Origin of the sequence: Helicobacter sp. 16-1353 (genome assembly GCF_003288815.1) — a bacterium.
GTDB lineage: Bacteria > Campylobacterota > Campylobacteria > Campylobacterales > Helicobacteraceae > NHYM01.
In genome coordinates this window covers 57,372-74,637 of sequence record NZ_NHYM01000005.1, presented here as the reverse complement: position 1 = coordinate 74,637, position 17,266 = coordinate 57,372, and the positions used below count along the sequence as shown (strand labels likewise).

Sequence of the window (17,266 nt, the reverse complement as noted above, 5' to 3'; positions counted from 1 at the left end):
TCTCCTTTGCTTTAAATAAAACTATAAGATTCTAGCACTTTTTAGGATAAATAAAACATTAAGATTATGATATTGATTTAATTTTAAATGTTTTTCTGTGTATTGGTAATAATCCATATTGTTTTATGGCTTCTATATGCTCTTTTGTGCCATAACCCTTATGTTTATCTAACTTGTAGTGTGGATATTTAATGTGTAATTCATCACTTTCCTTGTCTTTTAGGGATTTTGCTATGATACTTGCTAGTGAGATTTGCGGAATGTGGCTATCGCCCTTTACAATGCAATCTATACCTTTAACCCCGAAGTTTGTATTGCCATCAAATATATATTTTTTTGTATTTAGTGATTGTTTTATCGTTGATAACGCACTTTGCATACATTTAGAGATTCCAATATTGTCTATTTCATTGGCATTAAAACTAGCTACAAAATAAGGAATCTCAAGACTTAAAACCTTATTAAAAATCTCATCTCTAGCTTTTCTAGTTAGCTTTTTGCTATCGGTAATATTTGATATATTTTCTATATCTACTATACTACAAAGCACACCACAAACAAATAAACTTCCGGCAATAGAGCCTCTTCCAGCCTCATCAATCCCACAAATGATAGTTTTTCTATCAATGAGACATTCCATATCAAATAATGTGTTTTTATCTATTTTATTCAATAATTACTTCCAATCTTTTTAAGTATATTGTAGTATTTTTAAGTCAAATTTAAACTTACCTTAGATAAATATCAATAACTTAAAATATAAGGAATTTATATTATATGGCGACTTTATACCCAATCATATTAATCATACATTTATTTTGTGCAATTATATTTGTAGGATATTTATTTTTTGATGTTATCATTTATCCAAATGTTAAAAAAATGCTTGGAGCAGAAATTGAAAGTAAGGTATCTAGTGCAATTGCAAAACGTGCTAGGAAAATTATGCCTACTTGTGTTCTTTTACTATTAATTACAGGGTTATTGATGTTGTTTAGATATGTAGGTTTTGATGTTGGATTTTTTCATTCTAACCTACAAAAACTACTAATGATAAAGGTTTTTCTTGCGTGTTTAATTTTTATTTTTGTCGCTATTTCCCTTAGTTGTGCGTTTATATTTAAGTGTAGGAATCCGCTAAGCAATATCATTCACCCATTGGCACTTAGTTTGGCGATTTTTATTATTATTTTTGCAAAACTTATGTTTTATATATAATTTAATAATAAGCGATATATAGTGGATTTATTATCACATTTAAGTCATTCTCCAATTGATTTTTATTTTTCTAAGAATCCGCGTAATTTTATTGTAGAGGAGATTCCGCTTTATCCATTTAGTGGGAGTGGTGAGCATCTAATCATAAAGATTAGAAAGAAAAATCTAAGCACAATGGAAATGCTAAATATCTTGAGTAAGAATCTAAATATTAAACGATTTGAGATAGGATATGCAGGATTAAAAGATAAGAATGCTTTAACCACACAATATATTTCAATAAATAAAAAACTAGCAAAAAATATAGAATCATTGCAAATAGAAAATATAAAGATTCTCGATATTACTTATCACGAAAATAAGATTAAATTAGGTCATTTAAAAGGCAATAAGTTTTTTATTCGTTTGAAAAAGCTAAATAAAATCGATGCAGAAAAATTAAAAAATGCTTGTAGGATTGTTTTAGATTCTGGAATCCCAAATTATTTTGGTGCTCAAAGATTTGGCAAAAATGGTGATAATTACAAAGAAGGTAAAGCAATCTTAGAAAAAACATTAAGGATTAGAGATAGGAAAATTTCACAATTTCTAATTAGCTCATATCAAAGTTATTTATTTAATAAATGGCTTAATTATCGTGTAAAGTTTAGCAAGATAATAAATGATTTTAGCGTAAATGAAGCGATGAAAATATTGCAATTAGATTCCGCATTAATTAAAAATCTAAAAACCCAAAAGCATTTTTTCAAGCTTTTAATAGGTGATGTTATGCAACATTATCCAAATGGAAAACTATTCTTTAATGAAGATTCTTCAGTAATAAAAGCAGAATCTATAGAAGATTCTATAAATGAGGATTCTGCAATTAGATTCTACAATCACAAGATTGCCCCAACTGGCTTACTTTATGGCTCTAAAAGTGTTTTATCAAAAGATTTAGCTTTTAAGATTGAGTGTAATTTTATTGATAAATTATTAGATGGAGAGTTAGGGCAAAGGCGATTTGCGTGGATTTTCTTGGAAAATTTAGAATTTATCTATAAAGAAGATATTGCAAATGGTGAGCTTAATTTTGCTTTGCCAAAAGGTAGCTATGCTACAATTCTCCTTGAATTACTTGCAAATAGACCTATAAAAGAGGAGTTTATAGATGAATTTTGATAGAGTTATTGCCAAAAACAAGGCTAGGACAAATGCTGTTTTGGCGACTTATCTTGCTATTTTTATCATTATTGGTTTGCTTGTAGATGTTGTTAGGATTAATGCAGGAAGTTTATCTAGTGGATTGATTGATTTAATAACCTTTAGGGAATTTCCATTGGTTACTGTTATTATGCTTGTGATTGCTGTTTTTGCTATTTTTATAATGATTTCAAATTTTAAAAAAATTATGCTTAGTGGAAGTGAGTATAAAAAAATCGACCCAAACAAGGTTTTAGGGCGTAAAGAGCAAGATGTTTATAATATTTTAGAAGAATTAGTAAGAGATTCCCAAACTCCTTTTATGCCAGAACTCTATATTATGGAAGCATCATATATGAATGCTTTTGCAAGTGGCTGGAATGCCCAAAACTCCCTAATCGCCGTAACCACAGCCTTAATTCAAAATCTAGAGCGAGATGAGCTAAAGGCAGTTATGGCACACGAGCTTAGCCACATTCGGCACGGCGATATTAGGCTGACATTAGTCGTTGGTGTTTTAGGAAATATAATGCTACTTGTGGCAAATTACTCTATTTTCTTATTTGCTGGAAGTCATAGAAATAGCGGAGCAAATGTCGCTAGGATTATTCTATTAGTTTTGCAATTTATTTTGCCAATTGTTACGATTTTACTACAAATGTATCTAAGCCGAAGCAGGGAATATATGGCAGATAGTGGGGCGGCATATATTATGAAAGATAATAAGCCTATGATTAGGGCATTGCAAAAAATAAGTGGTAGTTATGAAAACACAGATTATAGCCAAGTCGATATAAATCCAACTCGCAGAGCGGCGTATATTTTCGACCCAAAGGAGGCATTTAGCACACACCCAAGCATTAAAAATCGTATTAAATCATTATTAGGAAATCATTAAAATGGAGAATTTTTTTATAGATTTTTTTAAGATTATTGGGGAAGATTCACAAAGAGAAGGATTGAAAAATACCCCAAATCGTGTGATAAAGTCGTGGGAGCAACTTTATAGCGGGTATCTCAAAAATCCTAAAGATATTTTACAAACTACCTTTAGCGAGGGTAGTTGTGATGAAATGGTGGTTTTAAAAAATATAGAGTTTTATTCGATGTGTGAGCATCATATCTTGCCATTTTTTGGAACTATTTCACTTGGCTATATACCGGATAAAAAACTTATTGGAATCTCAAAATTAGTCCAAGTAGTCGAGATATTTTCAAGGAGATTGCAGATTCAGGAGAATCTCACTACACAAATTGCTGATACTCTTATGGAAGAGCTAAAGCCACAAGGTGTTATGGTAGTAACAGAAGCTACTCATTTATGTATGATTATGCAAGGGATTGAAAAGAAAAATGCAACACTCATAACAAGTGCTGTTCGTGGAACTTTTAAGAAAGATGCTAGAAGTAGAGCGGAGTTTATGGAACATATAAAATAAATTTCATTATTTAGTATATTTTCAAGTAAGATTCTAGCTACAATTAATCAAATCAACTTTTAAGGATTATTTATGAAAAATTGGACTTCATTTGATACACGATGGACACTTTCGCTTTTTGGCACTGCTGTGGGGGCTGGAATCTTATTTTTGCCGATTCGTGCGGGGACGGGCGGATTCTTCCCTGTTGTGGTTATGACTATTTTGATTTTTCCTATGGTTTGGCTTAGTCATAGGGCTTTATCGCGTTTTGTTCTTGCATCAAGCAATAGCCAAAGTGATATTACACAAGCTGCCGAAGAGCATTGGGGTAGGGGAGTGAGTGTTGTAATTACATTGCTTTATTTCTTTGCGATTTATCCTATTTGCCTTGCTTATGGTGTTGGGATTACAAATACTTTTGGTAGTTTTTTTATAAATCAGCTAAATCTAACCTCACTTTTTGACCCCGCTACAAAAGCCCTTTATCCAAGTGTTAGGGCGATTTTGGCGATTATTTTGGTTAGTGCGATGATGATTGTAATGCTTTTTAAAGAAGAGATTATTACTAAGGTTTGTAATATCTTGGTTTATCCGCTTTGCGTAGTTTTATTTATATTTTCGCTTTATCTTATTCCACATTGGAAAATCGAAGCAATAAATTTTGTGCCGAATTTCAAGGATTTTTTAGTTGTTATATGGCTGACTTTGCCTGTGCTTGTCTTTTCTTTTAATCATTCTCCTGCCATTTCAACTTTTTCTAAAAGCTTAAGACGAGAATATGGTGATAATGCCCCTAAAAAGTCAAATCAAATCCTTTTTAACACCGCTTTAATGCTTTTAGTTTTTGTTATGTTTTTTGTATTTTCTTGTATTTTGGCTTTAGATTCTAGTGATTTTGCTGCTGCAAGGGAGGCAAATATCCCCATTCTCTCATATTTTGCAAATAAGTTTGATAATCCACTAATCGCTTATGGTGCTCCGTTGGTTGCATTTTTGGCGATTGTAACTTCATTTTTTGGGCATTATTTTGGAGCAGCGGAGGGCTTAAATGGGATTATTAGAAAGGCTCTAAAATCCTATGGAGTGGAGAATCCTAATATAAAAGCCATCAATCGCTTTACTACTATTTTTATGTTTGTAACGATAATCTTAGTTGCATATATCAATCCTAGCATTTTGGGATTTATCGAGGATTTAGGCGGTCCAATAATTGCAGCGATATTGTTTATTATGCCACTTATTGGGCTTTATACCGTTTCTAATATGAAAAAGTGGCGAAATCTATGGCTTGATATTTTCCTACTTGTTACTGGAATCCTTACTATCATAAGCGTAATTTATAAATTTTTCTAAGATTTATTATGAGTAATTTAAGTATTTTTAAAATTGGCATTGGTCCGTCATCGTCGCATACGCTAGGAGTTGTAATCGCTGGGAATCTATTTTGTGCTAAAGCTAGGGATAAGATTAAGCTAGATTCGCTAAATCGTATTAAGGTTACTTTTTATGGCTCTTTATCCCTAACGGGCAAGGGGCATTTGAGTGATAAGGCGATTATTTGGGGATTGAGCGGGTGTAAGGCTAGGGAGTTAGATTCTACTACACAAGAGAGTATTTTAAAAAAGGCTTTGGAATCTAAAAAGCTTGATTTTGGCGGATTTAAAGAGATTGATTTTAATTATAAAAGCGATTTGGTTTTTTCTAAGGAGTTTGCACCATTACATCAAAATGCCCTAAAGATTGAGGCTTTTAGTATAGATAATAGAATCTTGCTAGAAGAGATTTATTACTCTATTGGCGGGGGATTCGTAATGAATGAAGTAGAGCTAAAAAAATATCGCGAAAATCCAAACTCACAAGAAAAATCCAAGAATCTAGCCTTAGATTTTAATTCCGCTAAAGAGTGTCTTGCCCTATGCGAAGCAAACAAATGGAATCTAGCGGAGCTATCTTATGAATATGAGTTGCAATTCCACACAAAAGAGGAGATTCGAAGCTATTGTTTTGAGATTTGGGAGGCGATGCAAGAATCTTATTATAATGGAATCCACCCAAAGTCGCTGTATCTGCCCGGCTCTCTTAATCTTAAAAGACGCGCTGTGGGCTTAAGTGAAAGGTTGGTTATGAGTAGCGACCCAATGGCGATTATTGATTTTATTTCATTATATGCTATTGCGATTGCCGAAGAGAATGCAAGTGGCGGGAGAGTTGTAAGTGCTCCTACGAATGGGGCTTGTGCGGTTGTGCCGGCGGTTATGCTGTATTTGAAAAATCATAGCGTTGGCTTTAATGATGGTAGAATTATGGATTTTCTACTAACTGCAATGCTTATTGGCTCTTTGTATAAGAAGAATGCGAGTATTAGCGGAGCGGAAGCAGGTTGTCAAGCAGAAATCGGCAGCGCGAGTTCAATGGCAGCAGCTGCGATGGCAACTTCTATGGGAGCTAGTGCAAAAGTGGCTTGTAATGCCGCTGAAATAGCAATGGAACATCATTTGGGGCTTACTTGCGACCCTGTGGGAGGATTGGTTCAAATTCCTTGTATTGAGCGAAATGCTTTTGGGGCGATTAAGGCTATTAGTGCCTCTAGAATGGCGATGAGTAGGAAATCTACCCCAATAGTAAATCTTGATGATATTATTAAAACGATGTATGAAACAGGGAAAGATATGAATGCAAAATATAAGGAAACAGCACTAGGTGGCTTAGCAAAAACGATAGTTTGCTAGATTATTTTTATATCAATTTTTAATTGGATAGAAAAGATTCTAGCTAAGCTAGAATCTAAAATATTAGAGTAATTCTATTAGAATAATATCTATTATTGTAGCGAGTGGGATTATTATATTAGAATCACTAGGATTTAAGATTCTAAGATTCTAGCTATTGTTATCTAGAATCTTTAGTTTTAAAGAAAAGCTTGAATCTTTTAAGATATTTAAGAATTATTTGAAGTTTATATTAAGGGATTAATCCCTTAATATAATAAGATTTAGAATTTAACTGCACCTGTTGTAGCAAGTGGGATAATTCTATTTGAATTACTTGGATAGGAATTCCTTAAATTCGTGCATAGCGTCGCATGAGTTCCTGAGCCCGGGTCTTGCAATCTAGCTGGGTCAAATATTAGATTACCTGTAGTTGTATCGATTTGAATTACAGGGTCAGTTCCGCAAGTATTAGCAGTTCCCACGCCTCGATTTCCACCAACTACCTTTGGAAAAACACCATTAGTAACAGTAACCAAATCCCATCTACTCGGGTCTAATCCGCCAGTATCGATAATCCATTGAGCCCAAGAAACAGTTCCATCTTGCGGAGTTGCTGCTGTTGTGTCGATATTTTCAGCGAAAACCCTAGCTGGAATTGCTTTTAGCGTGGAGGCGATGTCGCTTCTAAACATTGCCACTTGTGCATCAGTTCTAGTAGTTACGAATCTAGGAACGGCAACTGCTGCTAAAACACCTAGTATGACGATAACGAAAACTAATTCAATCATCGAGAAGCCATTTCTTTTTATATTCTCCATACTTAATCCTTAATATTGAATTCTTTATAGATTCTTTTTAGATTAAATCTTAAAGTAAACGAATTATAAACTTTTTTTTTTTTAATTTTCACTTAAAGGTAATATAATAGGATATTTTAACTAAAGATTTATTCGCTATATTCCCAGACAACACCATCTTTTGTATCCATTAAAGAAATATTTTTTGCTTTCAATTCATCGCGGATTCTATCACTTAAGGCATAATCCTTATTCTCTCTTGCGATTTTCCGCTCTTTAATTTTCTTTTCAATATAGGCTTTTGTATCGCTATCAACTCCTAAGTGAAAATATTCTATTGGGTCTTTTTCGCCTATACCAAGTAATTGATTTATGAAAATAATATTTGATATTGCCTTTTGTTTAGTGGCTAAATCTTTTGGATTCTTATCTAATAAATCATTGTAATTTGATATCATAGAATCTAAAATACTCAAAGCAATAGATATATTCATATCATCATTTAATGCCCCTAAAAATTCATCTCTAAAGGCTGTATCTAGTATGTTTTCATTATATTCTACATTGAGCCGTTTTTTAAGACGATAGAGCCTATCTAATCGCTTTTTATTTTGTATGATGTCATTATGTGAGAAATTTATAGGAGCACGATAATGCATACTCAATAGATAATATCGCAAAATCTCGCCATCATAGATTTTCAATGCATCTTTTATAAAATAACTATTTCCCAAACTTTTACTCATTTTTTCACCATTTACATTTACAAAACCATTATGAATCCAATATTTTGCTAGTTCTTTATTATTCGCACATCTACTTTGTGAGGCTTCATTTTCATGATGAGGAAATAGCAAATCAGCCCCACCAGCGTGAATATCAATAGAATAATCTTTATCTTTATATGCTAAATGCTCTTCAATCATTGAGCTACATTCTATATGCCAACCGGGTCTGCCTCGCCCAAATTCTGAGTCATATGCCACATCATCAGCTTTATTGAAAATCTTCCAAAGTGCAAAATCCCTAATATCCTCTTTAAATTCATTTTCACCAATTCTACTTATTTGGGATTCTAGGTTTATCCTATTTGATAATGTCCCATACTTAGAATCTTCCTTTACTTTCATATAAATATCGCCATTCTTTGCAATATATGCCTTTTTGTTTTTAAGCAATGTTTTAATCATCTTAAAAATAGCTTCTAGATTCTGCGTTGCTTTAGGCTCTAATGTCGGTCGCCTTATGCCTAGAGATTCCATATCATTTAGATAGCTTTGTGTGTAAGTCGCAGTTATTTCATCTACACTTTTATCCGCTTCTTTGCTTTTTTTGACAATCTTATCATCAATATCTGTGAAATTTTTTACAAAAATAACTTCATATCCATTTGCTTCTAAGATTCGCTGTAATAAATCAAACGCAATAGCACTTCTAGCGTGTCCTAGATGTGCGTTATCATACACTGTTGGTCCGCATACATAAATCCTAACGACATTTGGCACAATGGATACAAATTCTACTTTTTGTTTTTTTGAACTATCAAAGATGAGCATAAAAATCCCCTAAATTAAAAAAATGTTTCAAAAAATATAAAATAATAAATTCTAATAAAAGTAATATTATAAACAAAATAAATAATTTTTTGTTATTTATTATATTAATAAATCTCATAAAACCAAAGGCTCTAATTGTTAATATAAATAATATAAACCCACCTAAAGATGAAGCGATAGCTAATCCAACAGCACCAAAAGGTTTCATTAAGATTAATGAAAATATTACGCCACAAAATAATGAAATCGCTGATATTTTAGCTGCTTGTGTTTGTCTTTTGAATGAATAAAGCCAAAGTGAGAAAATCCTAGCTAAGCCAAATGGTAAAAGCCCGATTAAATATGCCATAAAGACATTTGCAACGATTATTGTGTCGCTTCGTATAAATTTTCCTCGCTCAAATAATAGCCAAATTATTTCATTTTTTAGCACAATTCCACCAATAACACAAAAACCAAGACTAAATAATAATAGCCAGAATCCTTTTTTTAATAATGCAATTGCTTTTTCTTCATTATTGTTTTTTATCATTTTTGCAATCATTGGGAATAAAGCTGTGCTAGTGGCAATAGCAAAAAGTGCTAAAGGTAATTGAAAAATCCTATTTGCATAATACAAATACGAAACTGAACCAGATACTAAAAAAGATGCTAATAATGTATCAATAAATGATGCAATTTGTGCGGTAGAACTCCCCAATAATGCTGGGAAAAATTGCCTAAAAAATCCGCCTAAACTATGTTTTAATGTATTTAATACAAATTGATTTTTATCACTTAAGATTCTATATAAATCTTTAAATCCAACTATAAAAAGCTTAAAATATCGCAATTTATATAATGAATAGCAATGAAGTAAAATCTGCAAAATCCCGCCTATCAAAACCCCATAGCTTAAAAAATAAACAATAGTGTAGGAATCCTTATCTCTAGCTATAAAGAGTGCAAGAATCATTGATATATTTAATAATGTTGTATTATACGCACTCACCCAAAAATTATTTTTATATTGCAATAAAGAGCTAAAAAAATTCACACAGAAAATAAGACATAAATACCAGAAATTTATCGCCACAATTGGCTTTGCAAGAGCTATAATCGAATCATCAAATCCATATGCTAATAATTTTGTAAAAAATCCGCTAAAAATCCAAACACAAATACTAAATATAATTAAGAAAGAAAAAAATATTAAAAATACAGTAACGGTAAAAAGCCCCTTTCTATTTGCTCCTATGAAAGATGGTAAAAAGCTTTGCGTAAAAGCCCCTTCGGAAAAAATCCTACGAAAAAGATTTGGTAGTTTAAAAGCAATAAAAAATATATCGCTATAAATTCCTGCTCCAAGCGTTGATGCCATCGATAAATCGCGGATAAATCCAAAGATTCTCGAACAAAGTATTCCGCTACTATTTGTAAAAAAAGCCTTCTTAAACAAATCTTTAAGCCCTTATTTTTTAAAATTATATTTGGGATTTTATAATAAATTGCAAATAAAAAATAAAAAAGGTTAAATTTTGCAAACAAAAATAATAAATGATGTAGATGATATATCAAAAATACTTAATTATCTAAGCGTAAAATCACATATTCCAATCGATGATTTAGAGGTTAGAATCAAATCATATAATACATATATGAAGAAAAAAGGGGCAGAATTTTTTGAATTATTAAAAGATGATGATATGGATTTAATCGATGATGATAATCTTTTTGAAAGTGATAGTGTTGATTTTAGGCAGTCATACAATATCCAAATATTTAAAAAACAAAAAAAGGATAATTTTGGCATTAGGATAAATAATAATTTTGAAAGCCTTGATTTAATCTTACACAAAGGATTCTCGCTCCCAAAAGATATTAATGAGATTGAAAACTTTATAGATTCTATTAATGCATTAAAAGCCACAAAAGGCATTTTATTACGCAAACTTAAAGATGAAAAGGAAATTATTTCCAAAAATCTACAATATATAAAAGATACATTAGAAGATGATTTGGTTATAAATCTCTATACAAGCAAGATTTTTAGAGATTCTAGGGATTCTAAAATACAATTTTTTATTAAAGATATTGATTTGTCGAAAAAAAATATTATTTGTGCGAAAGAAAATACCTTGATTTGTGCATTTTACCCTGCAAAAGATGGGGTTGAAGGTAGAAATATGCAAGGGATATATACAAAAAGTGAAGCCAAAGTAAATAATCCACTTGCAATTACGGCTGATTTTAATGAGATAGTAGAGAATGATTGCAAGAAATATATTAATCTAAAAAGCGGTTTTGTTATTTTTTATGAAAATTCGCTTTCATTTAACGAGGAATTAAGTTTCCAAAATCTTAAAATAAAAGATAATTATCATTTTATAGGTGATTTAGATAGTAATACAAGTTTATTAATAGGAACAGATGATGAATTTGAAGATGCACTAAAAGATGGCGTTTCTATTATGGCATCAAAGATTACTATAAGTGGCAATATTGGAGCAAATACAAGAGTTAAAGCAAATGATTTAGTTGTGATGGGACAAACGCATAAGGATTCTACAATTATTGCTAATAAGGCTAGTATAAATGTCCATAAAGGAAAATTAGATTCCAACTCCGCCACAATACAAAGTTTGGAAAGTGGGGATATAGACTGCAATGATTTAGAAATAATAAAAGCAAATGGCGGAACTTTGGCAGCTAATAATATAAATATCAATGAAGTTTATTCTAATTCTATTATTAAATTTTCTAATAAATGTGTTGTAGATATTATGAAAGGTGGAGGTAATAAGATAATCTTTACTCCACTTGGCAATAAAAAAAATAGAGAAAAAATACTTAATTTAGAAAAAAACTTAAAGAATAATGTGCTAAATCAAAAAGCATTGAATCTAAAATTAGAATCATTGATATATAAATATAATAAATATAAAAATACTGCAATAGATTTAAAAAATATCATTCAAAAGCATATAGCACGAAATGAAGAAATACCTGATTATGTGGTGAAAAATTATAATTCATTTTTAGATATTGTAGAATCTATAAAAGCCTTGAAAACGCAGAATCTAGATATGGAACAAGAAAAAATACAAATAAAACAGGATTTAAAAACCACACAAGAAGAGGTGTTTAATGCGGAATTTATTTGCAAAGATGGTTGGTTGAAATATAATGATGTTTTATTTGAACTTATTTTTCCAAAAGCAAATTCCTCAAAAACGATTATAAAAGGTGCAGGGAGATATTATTTTGAGCCACAAGAAAGAAAAATAATCCATCAAAGGATATTTAAAAATGATAGTGATGAAACAATCGATAAATATGGATTCTAGGATAAGGAGTAGATATTGATAGCTGGACTTATTGGGAAGATTTATAAAAAGAATGTTACAAATATTCTTTTTAATGTAAATGGCGTAATTTATGAGGTAAATATGTCGTTAAATAGCATATCCAATGTAAAAGAAAATGATACATTGTTAATCACACAGATTATTCGTGAAGATAGCATTGTGTTATATGGATTTTTGGATAAAAATGAAAAAGATTTATTTGATACTTTGATTAAGATAAATGGCATTGGACCAAAAGTCGCCATTGCTATATGTAGCTCGTTTAAAGCACAAGATTTTATAAATATTGTCTATAGTAATGATTTTATGAGTTTGAAAAAAGTTCCCGGCATTGGTGAAAAAATGGCTAAAAGGATAATGGTAGAGATTAGCGGAAAATTAGAATCTATTATCCCATATTCACTCCCACAGCATAAAAAAGAGGCTATGGAAGCATTAGAATCCTTAGGATTTAAAAATATGGAAGTAATAAGATTTGTAGAGGATTCAAAAGCAGATAATGTTGCAGATATTATTAAAGAGGTATTAAAAAATATTAAAAAATAGCATAGGATTCTATAGAAAATCCACAAGCGACATTTGATTAATCTTAGAAGTTGATGCAAGAACAGCATTATAATTATTCGTAAGCTGCGAAAATTTATTATATGTATCGGCAATATCCGTGCCGATTGTGTCGCTTTTTATGGATTCTACTTGAACTTTTAAGACCTCATTTCTTCTTATACTATTTTCAAAAACCCTACCATAAGAGCCATTTAGAGCAATATTTTTTTCTATATGGTCGCTTAAGTGGTCAAAAAGTGTTATTGAATTTTGGATTCCAATATTTCGTAAATCAAGATTATAATTATCCCCTACAGCATCAGGACGATAAATCCCCTTTCTAACAGCATCAATCATAGAATCCATTTGTTTAAAAAAATTAATCTTAGGTTTATCAATAGTAAGTGCGTTATTTGCATTAAATGTAAGCGATGGATTCCCGCTACTAATGCCACTTTGTGAGAAATCATCACTATTTGTGTTATATATCATAAAACTCATATTTGTAATGGAGCGAACTTTATCTTTTATCTCTATTTGTCCCTCATCATTTATCATTGCACTTATATTGCCATTTGCCATTTCTAAAAGCTTTTCATATGCTTTTTTCCCTGCCTCGCTAACACCATCGCTTGTATTGCCTTGTGCATTTAGGAATTCCTGTGTTTGCGGATTAGAATAATTAAGCGTTATAGCTATTGCATCTAGAATCTGTCTATAAGTAACATCATCAGCTTTTGTAATGCTAATATTAGGTGGTCTATCGTGTGGATTATATAGTGGGATTCTGTAGTTTCCATCGCCTGATATTCTATTTGGTAGGATTAAAAATGCTCCAGATTCGCTTAAATCAATCTTTGCTTCTACATCGATTCCATTATGGTCTTTTAACTTCATTATATATGTTTCACCAACTAGGCTTTTATTTGCTACTTCGCTTAGTTTTGTGCTATCATCGGCATATTCACCACTTATCGCATTTATTTGTGATACATTGGATATTAGTGATGAGCCATTATTTAAAAATGCTGTTTTATCGTAATTACTTTGAAAACTATCTCTTATGGCTTTTCTTTCAATATCATCATTATCTAATGTTCGCATTGTGATTGCAAATCCACTTGCTCCATTAAATGGAGGTTCTTTTTCGTCATTTTCAAGACTACCTACATTATCATCAATAATATTTATTTTTCCATTTGATATTTCTGCCCTTATATTTCCACCGAAATGTCCCTCTATTGCTTTTAATAAGTCTTCAACGCTATTATTTTCAATATCAATAGTAAATGGCTCTATAGCAATATCAACTACATTTCCATTTGTGTTATTTGGTGATTTTCCGCTTATTTCTATTTTTGTGGCTTCAATACCAAAAATATCACTTAATTTTGTATCTTTTTGTGCATATTTATTTGAACTAGTGATAAACTCTACAGGTAATGTAGTGTATCTAGCATCATAATTATTTTTAATACCCACTATTTTTGATAATGAAAAATCTCCTAAATACGGGCTTTTTTGAAAATTAACAACCTTTGCACCAATTTGATTTAGTGTATTTACATCATCGACATCTGCATCTGCTGCAATTAGATGAAAGTCTATATTTGAGCCACCCGGTTTTATTTCGCTAATTTCGATTTGTCCCCAAGAATTAAGTCTCACATCTACTACTTGATTTTGCGAAGTATTTCCATAGGCTTCGCCTATTTTTTGTAATAAATCACTAACTCTAGTAGCATTTTGATTATTAGAAAATGCTACATCAAGGGCAAATTTACTTTTAAATGAAGTGCCATCTGGTCTTTTTCCACGAAGATAGAAAAACATCTTAGAATCATTTGTTGTATCATTATCATTATCGCCAACTAAATCCCGCAAAGTATCTTCGCTTGTTATGAAAACCTCACTTGGAACTTCTGTTTTATTATTTTTATCCATAATACTTGGATAGAGTTTGGATAGATTTAATTTTTTAATATTTGTAGTTATGATTTTATGTTTATCTAAATCTCTACTTAAGAAAAGTTCCTCTCCATTGATATTATATGCATTTTTCATATCTGGAGCGATTAATGCCTCAAGCTTTGCATTATTTCCATTGTAGCTACCATCATCATTAAATGGCTTTATATTCACTCTACTTCCTGCAAATATATACTCCCCGCCAATAGAAGTATTTGCGATGGATAATATATGGTCTCTAATGCCCTGCATATCATTTGCTATTGCCTCTCTTGAAGTTGGAGAATGTATATCATTCCCAGCGTGGATTAATTTGGTTTTAAAATTATCGAGAGCTTTTGACATTTCACTTAGAGATTTATCTGTATTTAGGGTATGTGTATTTGCGTCATTTGCAATATCTATGGATTGATTTAGTCCGTGGACATCATATTCTAATTTTAGATTTTGATTAAAAACACTACTATCCTCATAGCCATATTTTATTTTTAATCCAGATGCAATCTTTGTATTTGCATCATTTAGCTTATTTTGTAATGTGTTTTGATAATAATCCATTTGATTATATTTTGTGCCAAATGTTACGCGCATAACTTATCCCCAGATTCTAATAAATCTTAATTTTGTATAGTAAAGCAATTTAGATTCCAAATCGGCTAATTTTGGCGTTAAATTATATATCTAAAATATTTTTTAAAGATATTGCTATAATGTTATTTTAAAATACATTATGCTAAAATCCAAACTTTTATGCCGGGGTGGTGAAATTGGTAGACGCGCTAGACTCAAAATCTAGTAGAGGCAACTCTGTGTCGGTTCAAGTCCGACTCTCGGCACCATAACTTAATTATCTATTTTTATAGTTTTTATATACTTCTTTTATGCCATCTTCTAATGTAATTGATGGGCTATATCCTAGTTTTTTTAATTTTGAAATATCAAGTAGTTTTTGTGGTGTTCCATCTGGTTTATTGGTATTAAATACAATCTTTCCACTAAATCCAACTATGTTTTTTATTAAAAACGCTAAATCTCTTATAGTTATATCGCTTCCATAGCCAATATTTATATGCGTATTGCGAATCTCATTATTTTTTGATGTAGCTAAATCCTTGAAATCTACATTTTCCATTATAAAAATACAAGCTTTCGCCATATCTAGCGAATGTAAAAATTCCCTTCTAACATTTCCACTTCCCCAAACCTCAACACTATTTTTTGTGATATTAAATCTATCTAGAATCTCTTTATAATTTTCTCCTAAATCTGCTTTTATAGCTTGTATGTCATTATTTTCTAAGCATTTTGCTAGATACATTTTTCTAATCAATGCAGGTAAAACATGCGAATCTTGTAAATCAAAATTATCATTATTCCCATATAGATTTGTTGGCATTACAGATATAAAATTGCAACCATATTGGATAGCATAAGATTCGCACATCTTAAGTCCTGCTATTTTCGCAATAGCATAAGGCTCATTTGTATATTCTAATTCACCGCTAAGGAGGCAGTCTTCACTCATTGGTTGTTTTGCATATTTAGGATATATGCAGCTTGAGCCAAGAAAAAGTAGTTTTTTAATATGATATTTATATGCATTAAATATTACATTATTTTGAATGGCAATATTTTCATATATAAAATCAGCGCGATATATATTATTTGCCATAATCCCGCCTACTTTCGCTGCTGCTAAAATAACAATATCAATATTATTATTCTCAAAAAAAGCACTAACCTTATCAAAATCCCTTAAATCAAGCTCATCTTTAGTTTTTGTTATGATATTTTTATAACCTTTATATTTAAGTGTTTGTAGGATTGCACTACCTACTAATCCCCTATGTCCAGCTACAAAAATCCTAGAATCTAGATTCATTACAATATCCTATTTATAAATATTAATTTGGCATTATAAACTTTTATTATTTAAAAATAATATTTGTATGCTTAATTTCACAAACATTACACACTATTAATCTAATATTCTACTAACAAATTTCTTATAGAGATTTGGAAAATAATATTCGAAGGAGTAGATTATGAATAAGTTTTTAAGATTTGGATTAATTGGGAGTCTCGTTTTAGGTGGTTTTATTTTTGGTGCTGATTTTAGCAAAAAAAGTAATGATGAGATTATTAATCTAGCAGGAAGTGTAGAGCCAAAAGATATTATTGATTATGATAAAGAGATTAAAAAACGAGTAGAAGAAATGACGATGAAAGATGCACGTGAATTTATGACTAAAATAAAAGAGCAAGAAAAAAAGATATTTGACAATATGAAAGTTAAGGATTTTAAAGCTAGACAAAAAGCCATTATGGATGCAAGAAGAGAAAATTGCAAAGCACAAGGAGAATCTTGCAAGTATCATATGAAAGATATGAAAGGAGGCAATCCCTCTAAAGGTAGCAAAAGAGATTTTAAGGGAGATAATAGAGAAAAAAGATTCGATGAACCTTTTATGGATGATAGAGAGAAATAATAGAAATCTATAATAATTTATGGAGATTGTT

At 30.8% G+C, this 17,266-nt stretch carries 15 protein-coding genes and 1 tRNA gene; 10 read left to right on the top strand and 6 right to left on the bottom strand.

What is annotated here, in order from left to right:
• Positions 1-64: 64 nt before the first annotated feature.
• A complete protein-coding gene (locus CCY99_RS04330; protein ID WP_112060189.1) occupies positions 65-673 on the bottom strand; it encodes a ribonuclease HII in 609 nt (202 codons plus the stop codon).
• 104 nt (positions 674-777) lie between these two features.
• Here CCY99_RS04330 and CCY99_RS04325 point away from each other — a divergent pair, with 104 nt between their 5' ends.
• From CCY99_RS04325 to CCY99_RS04300, 6 genes are all read left to right on the top strand, one after another.
• Complete coding sequence (locus tag CCY99_RS04325) at positions 778-1,218, top strand: copper resistance protein CopD (RefSeq protein WP_112060188.1); 441 nt, start codon at positions 778-780, stop codon at positions 1,216-1,218.
• A 21-nt stretch (positions 1,219-1,239) separates the two neighbouring features.
• Complete coding sequence (gene truD / locus CCY99_RS04320; RefSeq protein ID WP_112060187.1) at positions 1,240-2,379, top strand: tRNA pseudouridine(13) synthase TruD; 1,140 nt, start codon at positions 1,240-1,242, stop codon at positions 2,377-2,379.
• A complete protein-coding gene (gene htpX, locus CCY99_RS04315) occupies positions 2,369-3,298 on the top strand; it encodes a zinc metalloprotease HtpX (RefSeq protein WP_112060186.1) in 930 nt (309 codons plus the stop codon). Before truD ends, htpX begins: the two co-directional genes overlap by 11 nt.
• A gap of 1 nt (position 3,299) precedes the next feature.
• On the top strand, positions 3,300-3,839 hold the full coding sequence (gene folE, locus CCY99_RS04310; protein WP_112060185.1) for a GTP cyclohydrolase I FolE: 540 nt from the start codon (positions 3,300-3,302) through the stop codon (positions 3,837-3,839).
• A 72-nt stretch (positions 3,840-3,911) separates the two neighbouring features.
• A complete protein-coding gene (locus CCY99_RS04305; RefSeq protein ID WP_112060184.1) occupies positions 3,912-5,174 on the top strand; it encodes an aromatic amino acid transport family protein in 1,263 nt (420 codons plus the stop codon).
• A gap of 8 nt (positions 5,175-5,182) precedes the next feature.
• Complete coding sequence (locus CCY99_RS04300; protein WP_112060183.1) at positions 5,183-6,550, top strand: L-serine ammonia-lyase; 1,368 nt, start codon at positions 5,183-5,185, stop codon at positions 6,548-6,550.
• A 263-nt stretch (positions 6,551-6,813) separates the two neighbouring features.
• On the opposite strand, the gene CCY99_RS04295 is transcribed toward CCY99_RS04300, so the two are convergent.
• The 3 genes from CCY99_RS04295 to murJ all read right to left on the bottom strand — a co-directional run bounded on the left by CCY99_RS04295 (position 6,814) and on the right by murJ (position 10,323).
• Positions 6,814-7,350, bottom strand: a complete 537-nt coding sequence (locus CCY99_RS04295; RefSeq protein WP_112060182.1) for a type II secretion system protein — start codon at positions 7,348-7,350, stop codon at positions 6,814-6,816.
• Between the two features lie 128 nt (positions 7,351-7,478).
• Complete coding sequence (cysS, locus tag CCY99_RS04290; protein WP_181646839.1) at positions 7,479-8,885, bottom strand: cysteine--tRNA ligase; 1,407 nt, start codon at positions 8,883-8,885, stop codon at positions 7,479-7,481.
• Positions 8,872-10,323 carry a murein biosynthesis integral membrane protein MurJ gene (gene murJ, locus CCY99_RS04285; RefSeq protein ID WP_112060180.1) on the bottom strand — a complete coding sequence of 484 codons (1,452 nt, stop codon included), beginning with the start codon at positions 10,321-10,323 and terminating at the stop codon, positions 8,872-8,874. The genes cysS and murJ overlap by 14 nt, the downstream gene beginning before the upstream one ends.
• A 79-nt stretch (positions 10,324-10,402) precedes the next feature.
• Between murJ and CCY99_RS04280 the strand changes: the two genes are divergently transcribed.
• Complete coding sequence (locus tag CCY99_RS04280) at positions 10,403-12,211, top strand: hypothetical protein (protein WP_112060179.1); 1,809 nt, start codon at positions 10,403-10,405, stop codon at positions 12,209-12,211.
• Between the two features lie 15 nt (positions 12,212-12,226).
• Positions 12,227-12,778 carry a Holliday junction branch migration protein RuvA gene (gene ruvA, locus CCY99_RS04275; protein ID WP_112060178.1) on the top strand — a complete coding sequence of 184 codons (552 nt, stop codon included), beginning with the start codon at positions 12,227-12,229 and terminating at the stop codon, positions 12,776-12,778.
• Positions 12,779-12,787: 9 nt separating this feature from the next.
• Here ruvA and flgL read toward each other — a convergent pair whose 3' ends face one another.
• Complete coding sequence (flgL, locus tag CCY99_RS04270; protein ID WP_112060177.1) at positions 12,788-15,337, bottom strand: flagellar hook-associated protein FlgL; 2,550 nt, start codon at positions 15,335-15,337, stop codon at positions 12,788-12,790.
• Positions 15,338-15,498: 161 nt separating this feature from the next.
• On the opposite strand from flgL, the gene CCY99_RS04265 reads away from it, so the two are divergent.
• Positions 15,499-15,585 (top strand) — tRNA-Leu (locus tag CCY99_RS04265).
• Positions 15,586-15,593: 8 nt separating this feature from the next.
• On the opposite strand, the gene CCY99_RS04260 is transcribed toward CCY99_RS04265, so the two are convergent.
• A complete protein-coding gene (locus tag CCY99_RS04260) occupies positions 15,594-16,628 on the bottom strand; it encodes a GDP-L-fucose synthase (RefSeq protein WP_112060176.1) in 1,035 nt (344 codons plus the stop codon).
• A gap of 163 nt (positions 16,629-16,791) precedes the next feature.
• On the opposite strand from CCY99_RS04260, the gene CCY99_RS04255 reads away from it, so the two are divergent.
• Complete coding sequence (locus CCY99_RS04255) at positions 16,792-17,235, top strand: DUF1104 domain-containing protein (RefSeq protein WP_112060175.1); 444 nt, start codon at positions 16,792-16,794, stop codon at positions 17,233-17,235.
• Positions 17,236-17,266: the final 31 nt, after the last annotated feature.